General features: G+C 48.0%; 14 protein-coding genes. 10 read left to right on the forward strand and 4 right to left on the reverse strand.

Going from position 1 to position 17,355, the window contains the following annotated elements:
• Window positions 1-126: 126 nt before the first annotated feature.
• The 3 genes from EI981_RS05735 to EI981_RS05745 all read left to right on the forward strand — a co-directional run bounded on the left by EI981_RS05735 (window position 127) and on the right by EI981_RS05745 (window position 2,542).
• Window positions 127-699 carry an RNA polymerase sigma factor gene (locus EI981_RS05735; RefSeq protein WP_126996230.1) on the forward strand — a complete coding sequence of 191 codons (573 nt, stop codon included), beginning with the start codon at window positions 127-129 and terminating at the stop codon, window positions 697-699.
• Window positions 668-1,672: a DUF4367 domain-containing protein gene (locus EI981_RS05740; protein ID WP_126996232.1), complete on the forward strand. Its 1,005-nt coding sequence runs from the start codon at window positions 668-670 to the stop codon at window positions 1,670-1,672. The genes EI981_RS05735 and EI981_RS05740 overlap by 32 nt, the downstream gene beginning before the upstream one ends.
• Before the next feature lie 90 nt (window positions 1,673-1,762).
• Window positions 1,763-2,542, forward strand: a complete 780-nt coding sequence (locus EI981_RS05745) for a DUF4367 domain-containing protein (protein ID WP_126996234.1) — start codon at window positions 1,763-1,765, stop codon at window positions 2,540-2,542.
• A 142-nt stretch (window positions 2,543-2,684) separates the two neighbouring features.
• Here EI981_RS05745 and EI981_RS05750 read toward each other — a convergent pair whose 3' ends face one another.
• Entirely contained in the window at window positions 2,685-3,608 is a 924-nt protein-coding gene (locus EI981_RS05750; protein ID WP_126996236.1) for a S66 peptidase family protein, read from the reverse strand.
• Window positions 3,609-3,818: 210 nt separating this feature from the next.
• Between EI981_RS05750 and EI981_RS05755 the strand changes: the two genes are divergently transcribed.
• Window positions 3,819-4,178, forward strand: a complete 360-nt coding sequence (locus EI981_RS05755; protein ID WP_227011712.1) for a RidA family protein — start codon at window positions 3,819-3,821, stop codon at window positions 4,176-4,178.
• Between the two features lie 119 nt (window positions 4,179-4,297).
• On the opposite strand, the gene EI981_RS05760 is transcribed toward EI981_RS05755, so the two are convergent.
• Window positions 4,298-4,756 (reverse strand): hypothetical protein, encoded by a 459-nt coding sequence (locus EI981_RS05760; RefSeq protein WP_126996240.1) that lies wholly within the window; start codon window positions 4,754-4,756, stop codon window positions 4,298-4,300.
• 324 nt (window positions 4,757-5,080) lie between these two features.
• On the opposite strand from EI981_RS05760, the gene EI981_RS05765 reads away from it, so the two are divergent.
• Together EI981_RS05765 and EI981_RS05770 are read left to right on the forward strand one after the other, a co-directional pair.
• Window positions 5,081-6,367, forward strand: coding sequence for an S-layer homology domain-containing protein (locus EI981_RS05765; RefSeq protein WP_162616101.1), 1,287 nt, complete (start codon window positions 5,081-5,083; stop codon window positions 6,365-6,367).
• A 190-nt stretch (window positions 6,368-6,557) separates the two neighbouring features.
• The gene (locus EI981_RS05770; RefSeq protein ID WP_126996244.1) at window positions 6,558-8,840 is read left to right on the forward strand and encodes an outer membrane protein assembly factor BamB family protein; all 2,283 of its coding nucleotides are present in this window, start codon (window positions 6,558-6,560) and stop codon (window positions 8,838-8,840) included.
• Window positions 8,841-8,903: 63 nt separating this feature from the next.
• Here the strand turns inward: EI981_RS05770 and EI981_RS05775 are convergent, their stop codons facing one another.
• On the reverse strand, window positions 8,904-9,773 hold the full coding sequence (locus EI981_RS05775; RefSeq protein WP_126996246.1) for a LysR family transcriptional regulator: 870 nt from the start codon (window positions 9,771-9,773) through the stop codon (window positions 8,904-8,906).
• 216 nt (window positions 9,774-9,989) lie between these two features.
• Between EI981_RS05775 and EI981_RS05780 the strand changes: the two genes are divergently transcribed.
• On the forward strand, window positions 9,990-11,747 hold the full coding sequence (locus tag EI981_RS05780) for an ABC transporter ATP-binding protein (RefSeq protein ID WP_126996248.1): 1,758 nt from the start codon (window positions 9,990-9,992) through the stop codon (window positions 11,745-11,747).
• Window positions 11,744-13,489 (forward strand): ABC transporter ATP-binding protein, encoded by a 1,746-nt coding sequence (locus tag EI981_RS05785; RefSeq protein ID WP_126996250.1) that lies wholly within the window; start codon window positions 11,744-11,746, stop codon window positions 13,487-13,489. Before EI981_RS05780 ends, EI981_RS05785 begins: the two co-directional genes overlap by 4 nt.
• Window positions 13,490-14,045: 556 nt before the next feature.
• Here EI981_RS05785 and EI981_RS05790 read toward each other — a convergent pair.
• The gene (locus tag EI981_RS05790; protein ID WP_126996252.1) at window positions 14,046-14,492 is read right to left on the reverse strand and encodes a hypothetical protein; all 447 of its coding nucleotides are present in this window, start codon (window positions 14,490-14,492) and stop codon (window positions 14,046-14,048) included.
• A gap of 206 nt (window positions 14,493-14,698) precedes the next feature.
• Here EI981_RS05790 and EI981_RS05795 point away from each other — a divergent pair, with 206 nt between their 5' ends.
• Window positions 14,699-15,703: a LacI family DNA-binding transcriptional regulator gene (locus tag EI981_RS05795; RefSeq protein ID WP_126996254.1), complete on the forward strand. Its 1,005-nt coding sequence runs from the start codon at window positions 14,699-14,701 to the stop codon at window positions 15,701-15,703.
• Window positions 15,704-15,898: 195 nt separating this feature from the next.
• Entirely contained in the window at window positions 15,899-17,338 is a 1,440-nt protein-coding gene (locus EI981_RS05800; protein WP_126996256.1) for an ABC transporter substrate-binding protein, read from the forward strand.
• Window positions 17,339-17,355: the final 17 nt, after the last annotated feature.

Genomic DNA, 17,355 nt, shown 5'->3' on the forward strand with positions numbered 1-17,355 from the left:
ACTTTGAAGGCTATGATCGATTGCGATCATGGCTTTTTTTCTGTGTGTACCTAATTCATTTTTTTGAAAACTGTCCCTTTTTCCGTTCCTTAAGTGTTATACATAGTTAGAGGGGAGGATGGCTTGATGGAGTTCGTTGAGGAATGCGTAATGCAAGTCAAAGCGGGCGAAGTGAATAAGTATGTACATATTGTTGAGGCGTTCCAAGCTCCGATTTATCGATATTGCAGTCGTATGTTAGGGAATCGGCAGGAGGCGGAGGATGCCGTACAGGACATTCTAGTTAAAGCCTATGAAAAAATAGACAAGTATGAGCCGACGAGCAGCTTCTCATCCTGGCTGTATAAGATTGCGCACTACCATTGTCTGAATCTGCTTCGTAAACGCAGCGTGCAGCGTAAATTCCAGGGCTGGTTCCAGCAAGAGGCAATTGCGGAAAGTGCGGAGCAGACGATGACGAACCGATTATTCGGGGAGCCGTTGGCATCTGCTATAACAGCTTTAAGCGCGGACGAGCGGAGTTTACTGATATTACGGGCGCTTGAGGAGAAGTCTTTTGCCGAGATTGGAGAAATTTCCGGAAAAAGCACGGAAGCGGTGAAGAAGAAGTACGGGCGGCTCAAGCTGAAGCTGCAGAAACTGATGGAGCAGAAGGAGGGAGCAGGTTATGCGAAAAGCCAAAGTTACACTTCAAGATGATCAGATCAAGGAGCTTCTCATGAATAAGGAGCCGGATGATATTGATGTGCGACTGAGCGTGATGAATCGGGTTCGGGAAATTCACGGACGACGCACTGGCACTAAGAAGGTTCGGCACCGGACCGGAGCCATTGTCACGATTGCCTGCATCATTTTGGTGCTGTCCTCCTTAACAGGCTATGCGGCTTCCCGGTACGTACAAATTATGAATTCAAAAGGTGAAGTCATTGTTGAAACGAAGGAAATTATAGAAGATCAGTATACTCCCCATGCCAAAACATATGATAAGCTGCTGTCTGAGTACAGAGAGCGTGTCCAGGCCCAGCTTAAACCGGGGGAACTTGTGGCTTACTACATTAATGACGATACACTGAATGCCTATAACCAAGCTAATAAGATTAAAACGGAGTTTAAACCGGTGGTCTACAGTAGTTTCGTGGAATTGAAGAAGCAGATTGAAATTACATCTGGGCCAATGCTGGCTGAGCCGAAGTATTTGCCTAAAGGGTACTCTTTTACAGAAGGAAATGTATTTGTTAGTGTGACGGAAGGCGAGGCCAGCTTGGCAAATCTGCATAAGTTAGAACCGGAGTTTATCCAAATGGCTGAATCCTCGACTAGTGGTGCTAAATTGTTCATCAAGCCGTTGACTTGGAGTAAAGCAGGGAGTTCAAAGGCGATCTATAGCAATGGGAAGGATACGATCGATATCATTGCTTTTACACGGGAAAAACACCCATCCTCGGTAATAACGAAGTATCCCAAGGGCGTATCGGTCGAGAAGCTGACGGCAGGCGCTCAGGAGATGGTTTATATGGAGGCAGAAACAGCCGAAGCGGATACTGTCTACTACAAGCACAAATTGGAGTGGCTTGATGAAGAAGCGGAGATTTATTATTCCATATTCGATAATCCAGATAGTGCTCTGTCCAAGTCTGAATTCATCCGTTTTGCAGGCAGCATGGTGAAATAACTTCACTTCATAGTGTCCCTTTTCCAGAGGCTCAGGGGTTATATAAGTAAACCAAACCTCATGCCTACATGGCCGAAAGGAGATTCATCCATGAACCTTACGAAGAAAATGATCATTGCCACTACAAGCATTCTGCTAGTGTTGGGATCAGCAGGCGGATTTGCTGCAGAGGCAGGCGCTGCATCGCAGAAACAGACGAAGACACAGGCTACTTCAAGCAAAAGCAACCTTGAACGTCAGAAAAAAGAAGCTATGGACATATTTCACCCGAAAGAAGTAAAACCAGGTCATTTAACCGTGCTGTATGATGGGACTGACAATACGCTGTCTTTTAGCTATCTTGGTATAACCAGTTCAGATTACGATGAATTTACAAAGCTGTTGTCCAAGTACAAAGCGCCAGAATTGCAACAACCCGGTGGGCTCCCGGAAGGTTATATGTTTAAGTCTGGAGAGATCGTGCCACTGTATCCTCTGTTTCATACCAAGCCATATGAAAGTATGCTGAAAGAACTTAAAGCGGAGGCGAAAGGGAAGAAATATTACGCGAAAAAACTGAAATGGAATGAAGCTGGTGGGGCAATAATGATCTTCTCTAAGGATTCGGACATCATCCGTATCAGCTCCCAAAAAGTTCAGCCGTTCACTACGGAAGTCACCCGGGTACCAGGTAAAGGGGAAAAGTTTGAAAACTTAAGTATCAATGGAATCGATGCTCTTTACTCCACAAACTCTAATGATTTGTACTCTACCAAGTTAAGATGGGAAGATGCAGAGAACCAATTGCAATACGAGATTTCCACCTATAAGAAGAGCCATCTGACGAAGGAAGATCTTGTAGCGATAGCGGAGAGTATGATCCAAGAGTAGATTGTAATAGAATTAGTTGTATCTTAGGAGTCTGCATATGCAGACTCTTTATTTAATTCCTGCGGTACTTCAGAGTGAAGATAGTATAGTATCGGACAAATCCATTCCATACCACAGATTTGCCGAAGGATGCCTACCAACGTTATACGCTGACGGTAGGTTCAACCACAGTTATTGAGCTATTGATTGAATCGAGATTCACCGTTGCGCCAATCGGCAAAGCCGCTTTATAAACACCATGGCCTGTAGCTAGGTTTGTTATTAGTGGCTTACCGAGAGGTACTATGAATTCTTTGATTATATCCTCATAGGACTTGCCGTATGCCGCCTGGCAGCCCGTGCATTCCCCCATAATAATGCCGATGCAGTCATGAAATTTTCCAGCCAGCTTCAAATGATTTAAGTATCTGTAGACGGTATTGGTAGGTTCATGAGTTTCTTCAAGAACGAGAATTTTACCCCGTGTATCGATTTCGAAGGGTGTGCCCAATGTATCAACAAAAGATGTCAGATTACCACCCACTAGCGGCCCCGTAACGTTGCCCGGTACCCGGCTTATCAGCGGAACTCCCGGCGGATTTAGGATCGGTCTGGTTAGTGAGAAAAGGGACGTCGCAGAGAAAAATTGGTCGAAATTATAGCCAGGTGTATTGGATTTGAAGTCAATAAGCAGCAAACTATGGAATGTTATTAAACCCACAATTTCATACAGTACGTTTAATAATACTGTTATGTCACTGTAGCCTGTAATGATTTTTGGATTTTTCTGGATCACATTATAATCCAGGTACGGAAGAATACCTGCCACTCCTGTACCGCCTCGGGTGGGCAGTATCATTTTAACTTGCTCGTCTTGAAACATCCTCATCAAATCGGATGCTCGCTGCTCGTCTGTACCAGCTAGAAACCCATCTTGCGCATATACAAATTGACCCAATAGGACATTAAGCCCCATTGCCTTCAAATATTCGATCCGTTCATTAATGATGTTTGCTGCCAATGGGCTACCTAAGGTAACGATTCCAACGGTATCTCCCTTCTGTAATATTGGCGGACGTATCGGCATATGCTCATCTTCCTCTCCTGAAAATAGAAGAAGCCATTGTGATACCCTATTTTTAGATTATATTGGTGAAGGCGACTATGCAGTACTAAATAGCAGCAAGTGCAATATTAGATTGTTGAGTCTTAGTTGAGTTTATAGAGAGTGAATATTGCCAAACAGGAACGTATGTTCTATAATCTATAAGTGATTTAGAAATATGGAATAAGGGGGATGTTAGCTTTGATAAATCGAATTCCCACACCTTTCAGTTATTCATCTGCAGTTGTGGCTGGGGAGTACATATTTTTAGGGTTACATAGAGGATTCGGTGAGTCGTTCACTCAGCAGATTCATGACACCTTTGAACATCTGAAAAAGACACTTCTACAATGCAATGCATCATTAGATAGTGTCGTGAAGGTTCATGTTTATCTAAAGAACATTAAGGATTTACCCGAAATGGAAAAGGTATTTTGTGACTACTTTGAAACAGATCGATTTCCAGCTAGAATGACCTCAACGACTGAGTTTATTGATTCGGATTGCCTTCTGATGATTGATGGAGTAGCCTATCATCCAATCCCCCAATAATCAAGCAAAATGCCGAAAGGATAGTCTAACTTACTATCTTTTCGGCACTTTTTATAACCAATTCTAACGCTAACATATTGATGTCCTTGCACCTCATAACGGGACCCGTTAGGTTGATCTCAAATACGAACCTTCGGCGCACGCAGCTTCAGCGTCAATTCCTTGCCACCAGGAGCTTCCTTGGCTTCAGCCACAGTCCAGTTCACAGCCAAGCGCTGATGAACCAGTTCGGCTTGCTGCTCGGTGAGGTGCAATTTCTCGATGATCCCCTCGCCTACTTCGAAATCTTGTCCGCCTTGCAGGCCAAAGGCTTGCTCCAACCAGCTTTTTAGCCCATTGCGGGTATTGAAAGTCAGGCGGTATCCTTCCTTAATAGCTTCGGCCAGTCTCTCTCCATGTTCTTCGGCATAGCTGATGAAGTGCTCATAATTGAAGCGTTCATCTTCAATTTGCTGAAAGACGGCAGAATCTTTGGCTTCGACCGCAGCAAGGATCGCTTGGTCAGACATTCCTGCTCTGCGGGCATGCTCCAGCAAAATAGCGGTGCTCTGCGATAATTTAATAGATATATGAGTCATGTATCTCTTCCTCTCCATCGGATACTAGTAAATCAATAGGATTACCTTACATTATAGCGTCTGAACCTTAAAATTAAAACGATTCTACCATTACTTCTCTCGTCTAGGTACTAAGTTATAATCCCAAATACCTTGCGATATCGGTATAAAGTTGCAAAGTCGGCCGCTAGAGCTGTTCATCAAGCGCCATTTTTCGAACATTTGTAACGGTTTTCGGCGGCCCGTACGGCCTATTCACAATTGTCTAGAATTGTGGTTTTCTGAATAATGGTGCAAGATTTTGCTGTCATGCAGCTTGTATTATATTATTCAGGGGGCATATCTATGAGAATTCATTTAATCAAGCCAAGAGGTGTGCGTATCCTCCTATCTCTTAGCTTGATCGTCGGACTATTTGCCGGGGTACCCCAAGCCGAGGCGGGTGCGGTACCCGTAGAAGCGAAGGATCCGGTATTCAAAGACATCAAAGGGCATTGGGCGAGACAAGAGATCGAGGCTATGGTACAACAAGGTATTCTGGACGGTTATCCGGACGGAAGCTTCCGCCCGAACGAGCCAGTGAAGGTCGATCAGTTCATCAAAATGTTAATTATGTCTTACAGTGAGCAGCATCCGAATCTGGAGCGAAGCTGGAAGAGCTCCTTCCTTGACTCCCTCACTGAGGAGAATCGGACAATCCTGAAGCAGGATTACCGATATTTCAATTTCAAGCCTGCGATGACTGGGTATTGGGCTAAACCTTACATAGATGTTGCCAGTGATCTGAATTTTCTGAATAAAGGCCGGTACAGTGATTTTCAGGCGAATATGACCCGTGAGAATGTAGCGGAAGTACTGTTCTACACACTGCAGGAAACCGAGTATCTGGAAGATGAACAGTTCAGCCGCTCAGTTGCACAAGGTTATGGAGATTTAACGAGCGCTAGTGATCGAGAGCAGAAATTCATTGCTGAGTCCTTAATCAAAGGAATCATGGAAGGATATCCAGATGGCAAATTTGGCGTAGGCCGTTATGTCTCCCGTGCGGAGTCACTCGTTATCTTGAATCGTCTGACTGATAAAACAAAGCGTATTCCAGTTCTCCCACGGGCAGATATGCTGCAACGGCTTGTGCCTACGAACGGGGGCGGACAGAAGATCGTTGCCTTCCCGGACAAGAAAATGTGGGATGCTTACGATACATTGAAGCAGGCTGGACAGCTGCGCGGAACCAATTATGATCTGTTCGATACGACGCTTCGCCTGTTCAAGGATGAGAAAGAGAAGAAAGCGGTGCAAGAGAACACAGCGTTGGGTGCTACAAGCGCGAAGGCCGCAACCGAAGAGGCGGCGATCTGGCTCGATCCGGCCTATAATACGTATGGAATTACGGTAAGACTACGTGAAGGTACCCAGGCACGGAACAAGGAGCCAATCCAACTCTTTGCCAATCAGTTATTCTCTTATGACGCGATTGCCTTCAATCGCTGGTTCGATGCGATTTGCGCTGAGGTTGAAGCAGGCAGACCGTTAGCTTCCAAGCAGGCCGATCTCGGAGATTATACCGTCAATGTCCTGGTCGATAACCCAGCCAAGACAGTAGTATTCTCAATCGCAATCAAGAAGGGATAATTGCAGAATAGATCGCAAATCACAATAAAGCCTTCGGTTTCCTGAACAGAGGAAGCTGAAGGCTTTTTGTATCCTATTTACATATCACTCCAGAACTTTTCCGAATGTCTCTCGTCTAATGAAATAAATCCTTCTATTCGGTAATAAATAAGCGCATAATCAGATAATTGTTCATAAGGGAGATGAGGCGATGTTACCGTTAAGCAAGATGGCTGCAGGGCTGGGGTTATGTACTCTTTTAATACTTTCTCCACTAGATGCAGCTCTAGGGACTGAGGCTAGTTATACAACGTTTGCCGCAACCGACTTCTCTAGTACTGTTCTTCCGAAAAAGGGCGATTCCCTGGAGGCTCAACAACGAGCTCCTTTATTTCCAAAACAAATAACCACCAAGAGTGACATACATAAATTGAACTTGTCATATTACGGGCAGAGGGGAGACAGGTTCAAAGTCCGTGATATGAAGGGCGAGCTGCTTCAGGTTCATTCTGATGATCGGGGTGAGGTCTGGACCCCACTGTGGTATTGGACGAAGGATGCAGGTCAGGTAGTACAGCTTGGAGATATGAAGTGGATTACTCTGAGCAACGAGGCTAAGCTGGCGTTAACTCCGAACAGTTCGCTCACATGGGATAACAAAGTGGCAAGTGATTCCGAATGGGTTGCTGTAGCCCAATGGAAGAGCTGGGTAGGGGTGCTCGCGAATCCCGAGCCTTGGCAACAGGACGGAGAGATCTATCAGCCGGTTCTGCTGTGGATTCAGAAGCAGGATATAGCGAGTGAAGTTCCGCTTCCTCCGGGAATCTTTGCCCCAAGCTCCAAAGTATCCACGGATCTGATCAGAAATATGGCCAGTTGGCTGCTGGTTCCCGGCACAGATAGTTCATACGTGAAGAAGCTGCTAGGCGCACCGCAATTTATCGAAACTTCAGGGAACTTACAGATGGAGAACGGAAAGCCGATGCAGCTAGGAAAGACCTGGCGTTACGAACGGCCTGACGGGCAGTTCTTAGTGACTTTCTCTCAGGAAGGCAAGCTGGAGAGGAACAGTTGGATCATTCCTGGTGCAGATAGGAGCAGGAGCATCTACACTGGGCTGGACTATCGTGATTCTTATCATTTTATGAATACTCCTATGTCAGAGACGTTGCAGATGGATCCGTTATGGAGGCAGCAGGGGGATTTGGATTTTGCTTACATGCTGGCGGCTACTCCGGATGTATTGTTAATCAAGGGAGACGACGGCGGCTTCAGTGGAATGCATCAGAGCTCTAATATATACGCAGTCACCCGGACGGATGGCAAGAAGCTGTGGCAGGTGGAGGCCGGCTTTGGAATTTTGCAGGCGGAAGTAGCAGATTCCGGTGATATGGTGACGATCTTGACGGATTACAACCCGGAGGCGAAGCAGTACGAGAACAGATTGCGGCAGATCCGTTTATCCGATGGCAAGGTTCTATGGGAGAGAAAGTCTGAGGACCAGGGGTATAGAGTTGGAATGGGGCTGGCGAAAAACAGCGTAATTACGCTGGAGACTCCAGATATGGAAGAGAAGGATCATCTAGCGCAATTATCTGTCTTCGATAATACTACGGGCAAGCTGAAATGGAAGCGGGAAGTCCCTGCGAAGGCTCAAATATTCAATGCAGGTGGTCAAGATCCCTATGTGCTGGTTCGAGATCAGAAAGCCTTGAATGCTTATGATCCGAATTCCGGGCAGGTGAAGTGGACGGTTGAGCTGCAAGGGCAGCAGTCTGGCTACGCTAGTTACGATGCCTACTATCCGGGAGGACCAAGGATCAATCCCCTCGAGCCGCCTTCGTCCAGTCGTTGGATTCAGCTGGGCGATCGCTGGATGCTGTTGGATTTACGGACGGGGAACAGCTTGACCGTGTATTCCTTGACTGCAAATGAACGAATCGAGATAATCGATGAGCGTTATTTGCTTGTGCAACGCATGGCGAAGACCGCCAATCATACGGGTGTTAACCGGAGCGAGGAGCAATATGAATCGGTGCTGTATGATGCAGAACGGGGGCAGGAACTGTGGACGATGAAGGGTAGAGCCTCCAAGGGAACCATCGCCGAGGATATATTATATCTCTTGGCTGATGGGATTCCTACAGCGGTAAGGCTTGGTGACGGTACACCGGTATGGCAAATGAACCATACTACTGCTGAGGCAGAGAATATGTCCTACTTTGCCGGAGGCGGATATATGGTGATGAGCGATTACTTGCTTCTGCCCTATGGCCCGAACCTGCTCGTTATCGACAGACAGAGTGGCGATCTGCTGGGACGGATGCAAAATATGCTGATGGGCTACGCAGAGCTGCGTGAGCTGGAGTCGCGTAACGGAACAATCAACAGATCGGGAGATGAACTGTATGTTGGCACGGCCAACGGGGCGATCGTACGGTTTAGTATTCGTGAGATAGAGCAGGGATTAAGAACAAAAGATCAAATACAATAGAATCCTCTATGGTCATAATCCAAAGGAGTGAACGGTGAACAGCCGGATCACTCCTTTCTTTTATCATTCCTTACTGAAGCTCTCCAGGAACTTTCTAGCCAACGAGGACATGTAACGATCCTTGATCCAGATTGCCGCGACCCGGGTCTGGAGGGAGGGACTGTCAATTTCCTTATAGATCAGATTGCTGTGGTTCGCCAGCTCAAACGCGGACTTCGGGATAATTCCGATGCCGAGGCCGGCATTGGCCCAGAGCAGGGTGGTCCGTGCATCGTCATTTTTACAGAATAGGTTTGGTTCGAAGCCGGATTTCTGGCAGGTCTCGCGGATCAGCTGCTCGAATCGGCGGTAAATGACCAGAGGGCGCTCGCGGAGTTCATCGATTCCGATGGCATCCCGCCCTCCGCTCCAATCCAGCTCCGGGGTCATCACGGCGATCATCGGCTCGCTTTCGGCATATTTGTAACCTATCCCCGCATTATGAAAGGGCGTTCTAACGATCCCCAGTTCGATGACTCCACTCTGCAGCAATTCAATGACCCTGAATGTGTTGCCCTCATGGATTTCAAATTTGATCCCGGTGTAAGTTTTGTGAAATTCGGATAATCTATCCTTTAATAACGTCGCTCCGGAGGAGGACACCGTACCGATCGTCAATGTGCCTTTCAATCCTTTGGCAAAATCACTGACCTCTCTGGACGTCGAGTCTGTTAAATCTACAATTTGCTGCGCTCTGCGGCGTAGAATCTCACCGGCGTCCGTGAGTCGGATACTGCGTGGACCACGCTCTACGAGCTTCACGCCAAGCTCCTCCTCCAACAGCTTAAGCTGCTGGCTAAGCGGGGGTTGGGCCATTTGCAGTTTTTTGGCGGCTGAGGTAATCTGTCCTTCCTCCGCAATCATCAGAAAATATTTTAACTGCCTGATGTCCATAAGCTTCTCCTTTTATGCTGACATATTTATTTCATATAGATTAGATATAAATCAAATATTATTAATATGGAAGATGTTATGTCATAATCATATCCGGTAAATAAATTTCGTCAAACCCTTTGTATTGCATGAAATGAAATTTTTAGTCCAAGTTCAGAATGGCCGATTTGTCAGATCAAAAGCGGCCTTTATAACAGTCATGATGGGGATGATACTTTGTTTAGACTCGTTGCATTTTTAAAACCTTACAAGAAGGAAAGTATTCTAGGCCCTTTCTTTAAGCTGGTGGAGGCAATTCTAGAGCTGCTTCTACCGACGATTGTGGCCCTGATTGTGAACCATGGGATTGGTAGAAATGATATCGCTTATGTATGGAAGATGGGCGGCTTAATGGTCGTCATGTCGATACTGGGCTTCGGCAGCTCGCTGATCTGTCAATATTATGCGGCCCGGGCATCGCAGGGCTTCGGGACAACGCTGCGTAATACGCTGTTCCGGCATGTCTCGACGCTGTCTTATGCTGAGATTGATCGCTTCGGGACACCATCACTGATCAACCGTATCACAAATGATGTCAATCAGCTGCAGATCGCGGTAGCGATGCTGATTCGGCTCGTGATTCGTGCCCCGTTCATTTGCATTGGGGCAATCATCATGTCGATGCTGCTTGATTTTAGACTGTCGCTTGTTCTGCTTGCGGCAACACCCGTGTTTGCAATTATTCTATATTTGATTATTACCAAGACCGCACCTATGTATCGGTTATACCAGAAGAAGCTGGACAGAATCGCACTAGTATTGAGCGAGAATCTGACGGGGGTTCGCGTCATCCGTGCGTTCGCGAAGAGACAGGCTGAGAAGGCGAGATTCCGCGAGGCTTCCGACGACATTACGGCCACTGCGATCCGAGTAGGGCGTGTGTCTGCGCTGCTTAGTCCGGTAACAACGGTTGTTGTCAACGGGGCGATTATCGCTATTCTATGGATTGGCGGTATTCACATTAATACGGGGACATTATCTTCTGGCGAGATCATCGCCTTTATTAACTATGTCACGCAAATTTTGCTCGCTTTGATCGTCGTGTCGAACCTGATTATTATTTTTACCAAGGCAGCGTCCTCGGCAGCACGGATCAATGAGGTGCTCGATACCGTTCCTTCCATTGCGGACCCTGCGCCAGAAGAGCGAAAACAGTCTGCAGCGAAAATAGAAGATAAAAAGGACGGTCCCGCTGTTGTATTTGATCATGTCACCTTCGGATATAGCGCAACGGGTGATCCGGCTCTGACAGATATATCGGTGGAGATAAGACGTGGCGAGACCGTGGGCATTATCGGTGGTACTGGTTCAGGCAAATCTACATTTGTGAACCTGATTCCGAGATTCTATGACACTACCTCTGGGCAAATCCTCATCAATGGGATCGACGTAAGGGATTATAGCCTGCATGAGCTACGCGGCAAGATCGGGATCGTTCCGCAGAAGGCACTGCTCTTCACAGGGACGATTGACGATAACATCCGTTGGGGCAATGAATTAGCTGCGGATGAAGAGGTTAAGCGGGCAGCTGTCATTGCACAGGCCGATGAATTCATATCGAAAATGCCAGAAGGCTATAACACTCCGGTGTCCAGGGGCGGACTTAATCTGTCGGGTGGGCAGAAGCAGCGCTTAACGATCGCCCGGGCAATTGTCGCCAGTCCCGATATTCTCATCCTTGATGATTCTTCGAGCGCACTCGATTTTGCCACAGATGCGGCGTTAAGAAGGTCGATCCAGGAGAACAGCCAGGGAATGACGGTATTCCTCGTCTCGCAGCGGGTTAGCACCGTGCAGCAGGCTGATAAGATCATCGTCATCGAAGATGGACGGATCGCCGGCATCGGCACAGATGCTGAACTCAAGCGCGATTGCAGTGTCTATCAAGAGATTTGCCGCTCACAGTTCTCTAATGAGGAGGCAGGACAACAATGAACATGAAGCAAACATGGGGAAGACTGCTGACTTATACAGGAAAATATAAAAGCTATACAATCTGGGCCTTCATTAGTGCGATTATTAGCGTAGCTTCCAGCTTGATCGGGCCGCTTATGATCGGGATTACGATCGACCATATGGTCGGCAAGGGTGCCGTTGAGTTCGCGGACATATTCAGACTGCTTACGCAGCTTGGTCTGGTGTATCTCATCGGAAGCTTGTTCGGTTGGCTGTTGACATATCTTACGAATCGGCTTGCTTATCAAACGGTTAATGATCTGCGCAGCGAGATGTTCGACAGGCTGAATGTTCTACCGCTGAAATATCATGATAATCATCCGCAAGGGGACAGCATCAGCCGGTTCGTCAACGATATGGATGCCATATCGGACGGGTTGCTGCAAGGCTTCTCCACACTCTTAACCGGCGTTGTTACAATCATCGGAGCGATCGCGCTCATGCTGTATACGAATCCACTCATGACCATCGTCGTGCTGTTATCTGCACCAGCGGCCTTCTTCGTAGCGCGGTTCATCACGATGCGCTCCCAACAGCTATTTCGTGATCAGGCCCGTATATTGGGTGGGCTAAATGGTTATGTCGAGGAGATGATCGGCGGGCAGAAGGTGGTTCAGGCCTTCCGTTATGAAGACCACTCTTTTGCGGAGTTCACAGCGCGAAATGATGAATTACATCACACCGGGGTAAAATCACAATTTGTCAGCTCCCTGTCTAATCCATCTACCCGCTTGGTGAACAATGTGACCTTCTCAATCATCGCGTTAATTGGGAGTATTATGGTCATCATGTCCAGAATATCGGTGGGGGGACTGTCCAGCTTCCTGATCTATGCCAATCTGTTCGCTAAGCCGTTCAACGAGATCACTGGCGTAATTACGCAGTTGCAATCAGCTACGGCCTCGGCGCAGCGTGTCTTCCAGGTGCTTGATGAACCGGCGGAGTCACCGGATGCTGATGATGCTGTTCATATCCCGGCGAAGCAGGGGACGATTACGTTCCGGCATGTGAAGTTCGCTTACCAGCCTGAACGGCCCCTTATTACTGATTTGAACCTCGTTGTCGAACCAGGCACGCGGGTCGCGATCGTGGGACAGACCGGTGCCGGCAAGACAACGCTGGTGAATCTGTTAATGCGATTCTATGATGTTGATGCTGGCGAGATTGCGATAGACGGCATTAACATTAACGATATGACCCGTGACAGCTTACGCCATACCTTCGGGATGGTGCTACAGGATACCTGGCTGTTCGGCGGGACGATCCGCGACAATATCGCCTACGGGAAGCCGAATGCTAGCCAGGAGGAGGTTATTGCTGCCGCTAAGGCGGCTAACGCCCACAGCTTCATCAAGCGGCTGCCGCAGGGCTATGATACGGTGATCAGCGGCTCCGGCGACAGCCTGTCCCAGGGACAGAAGCAGCTCCTGACGATCGCTCGGGTTATGCTGGTTGATCCGCCGATGCTGATTCTTGATGAAGCGACGAGCAGCATCGATACGCTGACGGAGATTCGTATCCAGGCGGCGTTCCTGAAGATGATGGAAGGCCGAACGAGCTTCGTCATCGCCCACCGTCTGTCGACGATCCGTGAGGCCGATATGATCCTCTACATGAAGGACGGGGATGTCATCGAGAGCGGCAGTCATGAACAGCTGCTGGAGAGCGGCGGGTACTACGCCAATCTGTACAACAGCCAGTTCGCGGCAGTGAACGGGTAGTAGGCTATTAGTAACGCCATTCCGGCTGGTGAACGCCTGATGTACCAGCCGGAATGGCATTTTTTGTCTAAGAGTTCTATCCTATGGAGTGTGAGAGTTCATGAAGATCATGTGGCATGGTAACGACCGCTCATATAGAACGGTATAGATGCGGTGTGGATATACCAGTTCGCATTTGGAAGGCCCAGCGGACAGTAAATTCCTGCAAAAATACAGTTTTTATCAGGAATAGAGATCGTAAATCGGGAATTCCTGCAAAAATGCAGTTTTTTTCTCGAAATAGACTCGATTACGCCGGATTAGGCGTAAAAGCCTGCATATTTGCAGGCTTTTTGCTAAATCAAGTGATTTGTATCTTAAAAAGCTGCATATTTGCAGTTTTCGTTACTTGCCCTGCTAAGTACGAGTGCGATTAAGTTCTACTAAGTTCTTGATCTCTAATATGTTCAAGTTCTTAATCACTAAATATGTGCAAAGCCGTTGTTCAACTGCGATATGCAGTGAGAGCAGCGGCTTTGCTGTGTTCACACTCGATTTTCAGGAGTGTATGCTACCCTTACCCTTCTATAAGCGCCAAATATCGGTGCTGCTTACCGTCCAACTCAATGATGAGAACTTCTCCTCCTTGCCGGGGCGAAGGAGCATAAATTTCAGTTCCGACAGTCAGCTTCGTAGACATGCCATTAATGAAGCTGTCTTGCTTATCATATACAGCTGTAATCTCTCCGACTTTGCTCTGATCCTCGAACTTTAATTCCTGAACCCAACTCGAGGGATCAGCTTTGATGAAGATAAGATCCCCGAACATGAAGATGTCGGCGTCAGGATTGAGCTTGAGCACCTCCTCACCAGTGGGATTGTGAGTTGTACTCACCTGTACTTGGTCCCCATCAGTCCCACCTCCAAGCACGGAACATGCCGTTAACACATACCCCGCAATCACAATAGTGAGCATGCAGATAGCTAGTGACCAGTATCTTCGTTTCATAACTAATCCTCTCATAGTTCTCCTCCCCCCGCATAAAGCGACTTAAGCTTGAACATATAAGCTGCACGAGAATGGTTGTATGGCTGACTCATCTTAGTAAAATGTTCTATCATTTCCCGCTTCTGTCTGCTATTTATTCTTATTCCAGATGACGAATGAATCGGCTCCGATGTTGCATACATATGTAACTGAAAAGCTTTTCGGAAAAGAGGTCGTGACCATTGAAGACTACGATTCATGATGTTGCCAGGAGGGCGGGGGTTTCGATCAGTACCGTATCCCGGGTGATGAATACGCCGCAGATGGTAGGCAAGAGTAAGCGGCTGCGCGTGCTTGAAGCGATCGAGGCGTTGAAGTACCAGCCGAACGCTTTTGCCAGGGGACTCATTTACAAGAAGTCGTTCACCCTCGGCCTGCTCATTCCCGACATTGAGAGTATGTATTATGCAGGGATGATCCGCGGCATGCAGGATGCCTGTATTAAACTTGGCTACAGCCTGATGATCTGCAACACGGACAGGAATAAGGAACGTCTGCTGGCCTACATCGATACCTTCCATGAGAAGCAGGTAGACGGGATCGTCTTCGCTAGCGACGCCATGCTGCCGGAATATCACCGCAAATTAACAGACTACAAAATCCCGACAGTGCTTGTCTCTACCCATTCGGAGGAATATAGCCTCCCCTGCATCGAGATCGATGATGAGGCGGCGGCTTATGACGCCGTTAAATTCCTGATCGGACTGGGCCACCGGGATATCGGGATGATCGGCTTCCACCATGACAACTCCATATCCGGACCGCCGAGGTACGCCGGGTTCATCCGTGCAATTACTGAATTCGGTCTTCCGGAAAATACAAGCAAAGTAAGCTACGCTAATTACCGCTTCAATCACGCCTATGCTGCGACACATGATCTGCTAATAAGTTACCCTGAGTTAACCGCGCTGTTCTGCGTGTCGGATGAGTTCGCCATGGGGGCGATCTCCTATCTGAAGGATCGGAACATACTCGTTCCCGGGCAGATCTCGATCATCGGATTCGATAATGTACGCATGGCCGGCATGTTCATTCCCAAGCTGACGACCGTCGCCCAGCCGATCTATCAGCTCGGTTATCGTGCAGCTGAGAAGCTGCATGAGCTGATTACCACCGGAAGAGTAGAGATCCGAAGAGAGATTTTAGAGCATCAGCTGATGATTCGCGAATCTACACGAGAGAGATAATGAGGCATGAGCAGTATATTACAGGTTCAGGCATATAACCGACTGATAGCGCATACAAAGATGAATAAACCAATCGATATGATTTTATCCGGTAAATTTCTGAAAAGCTTTGCAAAGGGGGGATGCGTACTGCCACAGGCTGGCAAACAGATGCATGACAGAGCTTAATAACGGTTAGAGGGGATGTATGAAAATATGAGAAAATCTCTCACACACAAAGTCTCGCTGCTGCTCATCTTATGCCTATCCTTCGCAATGCTGTTAAGTGCCTGCGGGGGAGGCGGTAATGAGGGGAAGACGGCGAATCAGCCCGGTGATAATCAGAAGAATGAGGGGAATCAGGGGAAATCTCCCGACAACGCGAATACGAACGGCAATCAAGGCTCAGATACACAAGGCTCGCCGCTTGAATTAGCGCTGAAGGGCGAATATAAGGGAACGAAAGTAACAATGTTCGGCCCCTTCGTAGATGCTGACCAAGTCAAGTTCGAGAATAGCATTAAGGACTTTGAGGAGAAGACGGGCATCGATATTCAATATGAAGGCTCCAAGGAGTTCGAGGCAACGATCAATATCCGTGTAGATGGCGGGAATGCGCCTGATATTGCTGATTTCCCACAGCCGGGCTTGCTCGCTTCAATTGCCAAGACGGGCAAGGTCATTGATCTGAACAATATTCTTGATATCAATAAATTGAAGTCTAATTACAATCAGAGCTGGCTTGATATGGCGACCATGCCGGGTAAGGACGGCGATATTATGACCGGGGTATGGAACCGCAGTAATGTGAAGAGCCTGGTCTGGTATCCGAAGAAGCAATTTGAAGATGCCGGATATCAAATTCCGGAGACCTGGGATGAGTTGATGGCGTTAACGGAACAGATTGCCAAGGACGGCGATGCGCCTTGGACGATCGGGATTGAGAGCGGCGCGGCGACAGGCTGGACGGCCACGGATTGGGTCGAGGATATCATGCTCCGTACGACTACTCCAGAGAATTACGACAAATGGGTAAAGGGCGAGCTTGCTTTCACCTCGCCGGAAGTGAAGCATGCCGTGGAGTTGATGTCGCAGATCTGGATGAACAAAGATTATGTATACGGTGGCACTAAGTCGATCGTTACGACAGCCTTTGGTGATGCCACTGCCCCGATGTTCGACAATCCGCCGAAGGCATGGCTGCACCGTCAGGCCAACTTTATCACAAGCTTCTTCCCGGAGACAGCTAAGATCGACGAGGATGTAGCCTGGTTCTATTTCCCGCCGATTGATGAGCAGTACGGCAAGCCGGTGCTGGTAGCAGGGGATATTTATTCGATGTTCAACGACCGTCCAGAGGTTCGCGCGGTCATGGAGTTCTTCACGACAGGCGAATCGATCAAGACCTGGGTACAGTCCGGCGGGGTTATTGCACCGATGAATGATGCATCGCTGGATTGGTATACAACGGATTCCGACCGCCGGATGGCGAAGCTCGTTCAAGAGGCTTCCACACTGCGCTTCGACGGCTCCGATCTGATGCCGGGAAGCGTTGGAGCGGGTACGTTCTGGAAAGGCATGACCGACTATGTCAGCGGTGCGGCGAATCTGGATGATGCGTTGAAGCAGATCCAGGCAGGCTGGGACAACAAATAATCCGCTTTTGATCACCC

The sequence above is a fragment of the Paenibacillus lutimineralis genome (genome assembly GCF_003991425.1).
In the GTDB taxonomy this organism is placed as follows: domain Bacteria; phylum Bacillota; class Bacilli; order Paenibacillales; family Paenibacillaceae; genus Fontibacillus; species Fontibacillus lutimineralis.

Excerpts from the sequence above, each read along its gene's own strand:
- EI981_RS05785 (WP_126996250.1), top strand. The coding sequence starts at position 11,744 with ATGAACATGAAGCAAACATGGGGAAGACTGCTGACTTATACAGGAAAA.
- EI981_RS05775 (WP_126996246.1), bottom strand. The coding sequence starts at position 9,773 with ATGGACATCAGGCAGTTAAAATATTTTCTGATGATTGCGGAGGAAGGA.
- EI981_RS05765 (WP_162616101.1), top strand. The coding sequence starts at position 5,081 with ATGAGAATTCATTTAATCAAGCCAAGAGGTGTGCGTATCCTCCTATCT.
- EI981_RS05745 (WP_126996234.1), top strand. The coding sequence starts at position 1,763 with ATGAACCTTACGAAGAAAATGATCATTGCCACTACAAGCATTCTGCTA.
- EI981_RS05735 (WP_126996230.1), top strand. The coding sequence starts at position 127 with ATGGAGTTCGTTGAGGAATGCGTAATGCAAGTCAAAGCGGGCGAAGTG.
- EI981_RS05740 (WP_126996232.1), top strand. The coding sequence starts at position 668 with ATGCGAAAAGCCAAAGTTACACTTCAAGATGATCAGATCAAGGAGCTT.
- EI981_RS05770 (WP_126996244.1), top strand. The coding sequence starts at position 6,558 with ATGTTACCGTTAAGCAAGATGGCTGCAGGGCTGGGGTTATGTACTCTT.
- EI981_RS05755 (WP_227011712.1), top strand. The coding sequence starts at position 3,819 with ATGTTAGCTTTGATAAATCGAATTCCCACACCTTTCAGTTATTCATCT.
- EI981_RS05800 (WP_126996256.1), top strand. The coding sequence starts at position 15,899 with ATGAGAAAATCTCTCACACACAAAGTCTCGCTGCTGCTCATCTTATGC.
- EI981_RS05750 (WP_126996236.1), bottom strand. The coding sequence starts at position 3,608 with ATGCCGATACGTCCGCCAATATTACAGAAGGGAGATACCGTTGGAATC.
- EI981_RS05760 (WP_126996240.1), bottom strand. The coding sequence starts at position 4,756 with ATGACTCATATATCTATTAAATTATCGCAGAGCACCGCTATTTTGCTG.
- EI981_RS05790 (WP_126996252.1), bottom strand. The coding sequence starts at position 14,492 with ATGAGAGGATTAGTTATGAAACGAAGATACTGGTCACTAGCTATCTGC.